Source organism: Curtobacterium pusillum (assembly GCF_013359865.1).
Classification (GTDB): Bacteria; Actinomycetota; Actinomycetes; order Actinomycetales; family Microbacteriaceae; genus Curtobacterium; species Curtobacterium pusillum.
The window spans coordinates 24,800-31,309 of the sequence record NZ_JABMCE010000044.1 but is presented as its reverse complement, the minus strand read 5'-3'; the positions used below and the strand labels follow the sequence as shown (position 1 = coordinate 31,309).

Annotated in this window: 5 protein-coding genes; all 5 read right to left on the bottom strand. The window is 71.6% G+C overall.

What is annotated here, in order from left to right:
* Positions 1–236 precede the first annotated feature (236 nt).
* The 5 genes from HP507_RS01665 to HP507_RS01645 all read right to left on the bottom strand — a co-directional run bounded on the left by HP507_RS01665 (position 237) and on the right by HP507_RS01645 (position 6,458).
* A complete protein-coding gene (locus HP507_RS01665) occupies positions 237–908 on the bottom strand; it encodes a response regulator (RefSeq protein WP_175350138.1) in 672 nt (223 codons plus the stop codon).
* 129 nt (positions 909–1,037) lie between these two features.
* Complete coding sequence (locus HP507_RS01660) at positions 1,038–2,360, bottom strand: hypothetical protein (RefSeq protein WP_175350137.1); 1,323 nt, start codon at positions 2,358–2,360, stop codon at positions 1,038–1,040.
* On the bottom strand, positions 2,357–3,514 hold the full coding sequence (locus HP507_RS01655) for a sensor histidine kinase (RefSeq protein WP_175350136.1): 1,158 nt from the start codon (positions 3,512–3,514) through the stop codon (positions 2,357–2,359). Before HP507_RS01655 ends, HP507_RS01660 begins: the two co-directional genes overlap by 4 nt.
* 160 nt (positions 3,515–3,674) lie before the next feature.
* A complete protein-coding gene (metX, locus tag HP507_RS01650) occupies positions 3,675–4,874 on the bottom strand; it encodes a homoserine O-acetyltransferase MetX (protein ID WP_175350135.1) in 1,200 nt (399 codons plus the stop codon).
* A 252-nt stretch (positions 4,875–5,126) separates the two neighbouring features.
* Complete coding sequence (locus tag HP507_RS01645) at positions 5,127–6,458, bottom strand: bifunctional o-acetylhomoserine/o-acetylserine sulfhydrylase (RefSeq protein WP_175350134.1); 1,332 nt, start codon at positions 6,456–6,458, stop codon at positions 5,127–5,129.
* Positions 6,459–6,510: the final 52 nt, after the last annotated feature.

Sequence of the window (6,510 nt, the reverse complement as noted above, 5' to 3'; positions counted from 1 at the left end):
GGCCGGCGCGGCGCGGCTGCGCGGCCCCACGCGGCGGCCCGGCGCCCGCCCCCGCGAAAGCGACAGGGTGCCGCGGAACTCCGGCGGCACTCTGTCGCTTTCGCGGAACGGACGGCGGGGCCCCGCGTGCACCTGTCGCTTTGGCGGGGATGTCGAGCGCGACCGCCGACCGGACTGGAGGCGCGGTGCCAGGCCGCAGCGCGCCTCCAGTCCGACGGACGGCCCTTCGCGACCCGCTACAGGCCGAGCGGACTGCCGTCCTGCACGATGATGCCGTCCTGGATCGCCCGCTTCCGCAGTGCGACCTTCGTGCCGACGTCGAAGCCGGCCACGCGGTACTTCTCACGGATGCGCTTGAGGTAGCTCTTCGCGGTCTCCTCCGAGATGCCGAGCTGGTACGCGACGCTCTTCACGGGCTCGCCGCCGCCGTACAGCGCCATGACGCGACGCTCCTGCGCGCTGAGCTTCGGCACGCCGCCCACGTCGCCGCTGTTGATCGCGAGGTCGAGCTCCGCCGAGACGTACTGCTCGCCGCGCTGGGCGGAGCGGATGGCCTCGACGATCATCTCCGCGTCCTCGCTCTTCACGAGGTAGCCGAGGGCGCCGGAGGCGAGGGCCTCCCGGACGACGTTCGGCTCCGAGTAGGTGCTCATGACGACGGTCTTCACGCCGGCGGTCTTGAGCGTCGAGATCTTCAGCGAGACCGGGATCGAGTCCTTGAGGTCGAGGTCGAGCAGCACGACGTCGACCGGGAACGCCGGGCTGGTGAGCAGCTCGGGCCAGGTCGTGACGGCGGCGACGAGGGTGATGTCGTCGGCTGCGTTCCGGATCCACTCGGTGAGCGCGCCGAGGAGCATCCTGTGGTCGTCGACGAGTGCGAGTCGGATCGGTTCCTCTGGAGTCGCCATGGTGGCGTCCTTTCTCGGGGGCGGTCGTGGCCGATCCTAGGGGGACGGACCATGTGGCACGGGCAGGCTGGTCAGGGTGTCCGGCAGTTCGGGGTGTCCCAGGTCGGGCCAGCCGGTCGCGTGCGACGGCTACATCGACGGATGCCGATCGACGACGCAGTGCGCGACGACGTGGAGTGCGCCGTCCCGGACGGAGTCGGTGTACGGGCCGATGCGCTGGAGTGCGCTCCAGGCGGTCGGGCCGAGTCTGCGACGGGGGACACCGCGCGACTCGAAGACGATGGGGACGTCCATGGTCTCGTCGGTGACGGGGTGGCCGTCGGAGCCGACGGGGCCGAGTGTGACGGACACGACCGGCGATCCGGCCTGCGTGGTCTTCCCGTCGCCGACCATCTGCCAGAGCGCCTGCAGCAGGCCGTCGCGCTGCGCGGGGGTGAGGTGGCCCGCGAGGGACTGGGGATCGGCGACGCTGACGGAGCGGCCGAGGTTGTCCGACTCCGTGATCGCGTGGTACAGCCACGTCTCCCGGCGGCCCTCGATGAGGTGCAGGCGGAGTTCGGTCGCGAGGGACGCGGCGACCGAGGCGGAGGCGTCGGACAGCGGGAGCGGGTCGCTCCCGTTCGCGACGGCGTCCAGGAGCTTCTCGGCGGCGAGGTCGAGTCGGGCGAGTTCGTCGGAGGCGAGCATGCCGACCGCGAACTGCGGCGCCTGGACGTTGCTCTGCACGAGCACGCGGTCGAGTTCGCGCTGCACGAGCTGCCGGAAGCGGTGCACGACGAAGATCGCGATCGACGGCGGGACGGTCACGAGGGCCACCGTGGACACGATCCCGGGCAGGGTGTCGCTCGTGATCGGGGTCGAGGCGACGGCCATGGCCACGAACGCGAGCCCGAGCACGGCGATGGCCGCGCCGACCTCTCGGGCGGGGCGGAGGGTGGCGACGGGCAGCAGGGCGAACCCGGCGGCCACGGACGCCGACGCGGTGTGCGCGATGTCGTGCTCGGGCCAGATCCCGACGAAGTCGAGCGTGACGACGCAGGCGAGCACCACGCAGATGAGCGCGAACGCGAGTCCGGTGAGCCGCTCCCCGTAGGTGAGCAGGCTGAGCCCCACCCCGACCGCCGCGATCGTGTACAGGCCCCAGGCCGCGGCCGGCAGCCACGGGTCGGCGAAGTCGGTCCACCGGATGAGGAAGAAGACGATGCCGGCGATCGCCTCGATCCCGGTGAGGACGGCGGCGCCGAGGCCGAGGTAACCCGCGCCCAGGGACGCCCCCGGCTTGGCTGCCTGCCGCAGCGACCGCGCCCCGGTCGACGTCGAGGGGAGGCCGCGCGCCTGTCGACGTTCGCTGCCCCGGTAGCGTTCCCGCGCCTCCCGTCGGGTCCGCGGAGCGGCCTGCACCGTCTCGCCGGGCAGTCCGCGGCTGATGGTGTCCTCGGGGATGCGGGTCATCGCGGCGCCTCCAGCACGACGGTCGTGCCGGAACCCGGCGCCGAGAAGAGCTTCGCGTCCCCGCCGACCTCGCGGAGGCGGTTCACGACGCTCTCCTTGAAGCCGAGACGCTCGGCGCTGACGTGGGTGAGGTCGAACCCGACACCGGAGTCGGTGACCATGGCCCGGACCATCTCGTTGTCGTGCACGATCGTGACGTGCGCCTCGCCGACGCCGGCGTGGCGCCGCACGTTCTCGAGGCACTCGCCGAGCGCGAGCAGGAACGCGTCGAGCACGTTCGACGGCAGGAGGACCTGACCGGTGCCGTGCCAGCTGACCTCGAGGCCCATGCGTCCGAAGCGCTGCTTGACCGACTCGAGGGTCTGGCCGAGGGGGGATTCCTCCTCGCGCGTGAGCGAGTAGTCGCCGGACTGCTGCGGCTGCGGGGTCGCACCGAGCCGGAGGTGGCGGAGGAGTCGTGCGTCCTCGGCGGCCTGCTCGCGCATCGCCTGCTCGGAGACACCGACTCCGGAGTGCGCGAGGAGGGTCAGCGTCGCGAGCACGGTGTCGTGCAGGAGGCGTGCGCCCTGGCGTCGCTGCGCCTCGGTCTCGCTGGCCTGCCGTTCGGCGCGGTGCGCGGTGCCGATGCTGTAGATCCGACGGGCGACGCGGGGGATGCTCCGGGAGATCCAGATCGTCACCACCGCGATGAGCACCCATCCGAGCAGCGCACCGGTGACGGGCATGGTGAGGATGCCGCCGCTGGCCCAGACCATCGCGACGACGACGGCGGCGCCGGCGGCGATGGTGAGGCCGAGTCCGACGGGGTGACCGCGCTGCGCCATGAGCGGTGCGGACACGCTGCCGGCGGCCAGGGGCACCACCGCGCTGGCGACGACCGGCCGCACGGCGTCGTCGACGCCGAGGAGCAGGAGCGCGAGCGCGGCGAGCCCGGACACGAGGATGAGTGCCGTCCACCAGATCGACCCGTTCCAGCCGAAGACCAGGAAGCCGCCGATCATGATCGCGATGCACGCCAGACCGCCCAGCAGCGGGACGACGGGGACGGCGAGCGCGCAGACGATGCCGATGACCGAGACCAGCGCGCAGACGATGCCCACGACACGGGTCGTCGACCGGAGCAAGCGGTCGCGTTCCTGTGCGATGAAGTCCATCGATGTCCTGGTTGGTGACTGTGTGGAATGAAGGGAAACCGAGCCTCGGTCACCCGCGGCACCACGCCATCATTCCACGCGCGCCACCCGTTGGGGGGTGTTCGGCGCGCCCTGCCGTCTCGGATGGCTACGGGATCGTTACAGCAACCGCAACCGGGGCTCAGTCGAGCAGACGCCGCAGATGCGCCCCGACCGCCTCGTGCTCGATGAGGAACCCGTCGTGCCCGAACTCGCTCTCGATCACGGCCGCACGGTCGCCGTCGAGGGTGTCCGGTACACCGGCCGCGATCCGGTGCTGGTCCTCGATGGGGAACAACCGGTCGCTCGACACGCCGACCACGAGCGTCCGCGCCGTCACCTGACCGAGCGCCGCCGCGACCCCGCCCCGTCCGGCGCCGACGTCGTGCGAGTCCATCGCGTGCGTGAGCGTCGTGTACGAGGACGCGTCGAAGCGCCGCGTGAACTTGTTGCCGTGGAAGTCGAGGTAGCTCTCGACCGAGAACCGACCGTCGTCGCCGAGCGGTGAGACGTCGCTCTGCCACGACCGGGCGAACCGGCCGTTCAGCTCGTCCGAGGCGCGGTAGGTCATCAGGGCCATCCGCCGGGCCAGCGCGAGCCCGCGGTGCGGTCCCTCGCCGGGGTCGGCCTCGTAGTAGTCGCCGCCCGCGAACGCCGGGTCCATCTGGATCGCCGCACGCTGCAGCGAGTTCGCCGCGATCTGGTCCGCCGTGGTCTGCGCGGTCGACGCGAGGACGGCCAGCCGCGTCACGCGCGACGGGTGCGCGATCGCGAACTCGAGCGCGTGCATGCCGCCCATCGACCCGCCGACGACCGCGGCGAACGTGTCGATGCCGAGCCGGTCGGCGAGCTGCGCCTGCACGGAGACCTGGTCGCGCACGGTGACGAACGGGAACCGGGAGCCCCATTCCAGACCGTCCGGCGCCACCGACGACGGTCCGGTCGTGCCCTGGCAGCCGCCGAGCATGTTCGGGGCGATGACGAACCACCGGTCGGTGTCTATCGCGCGCCCGGAACCGACGACGTCGCCCCACCAGCCCGCCGTGCGGTGACCGGGACCGGGGAGACCCGCCACGTGCGAGTCGCCGGTGAGGGCGTGGAAGACGAGGACGGCGTTGTCGCGGGCCTCGTTCAGCGACCCCCACGTCTCGTAGGCGACGCGGACCGCGGGGATCCGCCCGCCGCGCACCCACTGCTCGCCGAGGGCCTCGAAGTGCCGGGAGCCGGGGTGGTCGCCGGGACGCCAGGCTCCGGTGACGGGCGGCTTCCCGAGCGTGCCGAGTTCGGTGCCGGGCACGAGGGTGGACGGCACGGAGTCCTCGGGAGTCGTCTGCCAGTCCATCGGGTCCAGTCTGCCGGTAGGCGCGGTGCGGGGCCGCCGTGTTACGTCACGTCCGGCGCGTCGCCGCTCCACGGCGTCGGGTCGCGGCGCGCGCGCATGCACGTTCCGACACGGTGCCGGTTGTTCGACGCGTGCAACGTCGACGCATGCACGCGGATCGGATGCACCCGCAACGTTCGACGTCCCACGTGTTGATCGACACGTGGGACGTCGGAACATGCGCCTGCAACGAGGGCGGCGCCGAGCAGGACGCTACGCGCGCAGCCCCTCCTGCGAGACGGCACGCGCGGCCGCGAGCCCGGCCTCGAGGTCGGCCTTGAGGTCCTCGATGTTCTCGATCCCGACCGACAGGCGCACCAGCCCGGGCGTCACGCCGGTCGTCAGCTGCTGCTCGGGCGTGAGCTGCGAGTGCGTGGTCGAGGCCGGGTGGATCACGAGCGATCGCACGTCGCCGATGTTGGCCAGGTGCGAGAACAGCTGCAGGTTGTCCACGAACGCCTTGCCCGCGGGCACGCCGCCCTTCAGCTCGAACGACAGCACCGCGCCGACGCCCTTCGGTGCGTACCGGTTCGCCGCGGCGTACCACGGGGACGTCGGCAGGCCGGCGTACGCCACCGTCGCCACGTCCGGGTGCTGGTCCAGCCACTCGGCGATCTCCTGCGCGTTCGACACGTGCCGCTCGATGCGCAGCGACAGCGTCTCGATGCCCTGCAGGAGCGCGAACGCGGTGTCCGCCGAGTTCGACGCCCCGAGGTCGCGGAGGAGCTGCACCCGGGCCTTGACGATGTAGGCGAGCTCGTTGCCGACCGCCTCGGCGAAGACGGCCCCGTGGTACGAGGGGTCGGGCGTGTTGAACTCCGGGAACTTGTCCGGGTGCTGCGACCAGGCGAACTTGCCGCCGTCCACGATGATGCCGCCGATGACGGTGCCGTGGCCGCCGAGGAACTTCGTCGCGGAGTGCACGACGATGTCCGCCCCGTGCTCGAACGGGCGGATGAGGTACGGCGTGGCGATGGTGTTGTCGACGATGAGCGGCACGCCGGACTCGTGCGCGACGTCGCTGACCCCGGTGATGTCCAGGACGTTGATCTTCGGGTTGCCGATCGTCTCGGCGAAGAACAGCTTCGTGTTCGGACGGACCGCGCGGCGCCACTCGTCGAGGTCGTCCTGGTCCTCGACGAAGGTGGTCTCGATGCCGAGCTTCGCCAGCGTGTACTTGAACAGGTTGTACGTGCCGCCGTAGATCGAGGACGAGGACACGATGTGGTCCCCGGCACCCGCGATGTTGAGCACCGCGTAGGTCTCCGCGGCCTGGCCGCTCGACACCAGGAGCGCGCCGGACCCGCCCTCGAGCGCGGCGATGCGCTGCTCGACGACGTCGTTCGTCGGGTTCATGATGCGCGAGTAGATGTTGCCCGGCTGCGCGAGCGCGAACAGGTCGCGCGCGTGGTCCGAGTTCTCGAACACGTACGAGGTCGTCTTGTAGATCGGCGTCGCGCGGGCTCCGGTGGTGGGGTCCGGCTGTGCGCCGGCGTGGACCTGCGTGGTCTCGAACTGCCAGGCGGCTGCGTCGTTCGTGCTCATCGGTGCTCCTGTCGGGTGCTGTCGGTCGTCGGGTCGCCGTGCGCCGGCCGGG